Source organism: Kitasatospora sp. MBT66, assembly GCF_000710405.2.
GTDB lineage: Bacteria > Actinomycetota > Actinomycetes > Streptomycetales > Streptomycetaceae > Kitasatospora > Kitasatospora purpeofusca.
Genome location: NZ_JAIY01000006.1, coordinates 338,926 through 339,364 on the forward strand (window position 1 = coordinate 338,926; position 439 = coordinate 339,364).

General features: G+C 77.4%; 1 protein-coding gene. It reads right to left on the bottom strand.

What is annotated here, in order from left to right; translation table 11 throughout:
• A partial coding sequence (locus BI06_RS14045) for an FAD-dependent oxidoreductase (RefSeq protein ID WP_158516430.1) occupies window positions 1-439 on the bottom strand: 439 nt, incomplete at both ends.

Here is a 439-nt window from a genome sequence, read left to right on the forward strand (position 1 = left end):
CGAGGACGAGGGTGCGGCGGCCGGCCAGGAGTGCGGCGTCCGCCTCCCAGAGCGGCGGCGGCGCGTCCACGGCGGAGGTGAGCCAGGCGGCCTCCTCCGGTCGGGCCGCGCGGACGCCGGTGGCGACGATCGCGTACCGGCCGCGTACGGCGGTCTCTGCGTCAGCGAGGTGGACGGTCACGCCTTCGTCGTCGGCGTGCAGTTCCGTCGCCGGGGTGCCGAGCAGGAGGTCGCAGGAGTCGGCGACCCGCCGGACGTCCGCCGCGACGGCGTCCGCGAAGGCGGTGCCGGTCGCGAAGCCGAGCACATTGCTCACCGCTGGGACCCGCCGCAGGGTGGTGCCGAGCTCGCGCCGCTCGACCAGGGCCGACCGCAGCCCGACACTCGCCGCCATCACCGCCGCCGCACAGCCGGCGGGCCCGCCGCCCACGATCACCAG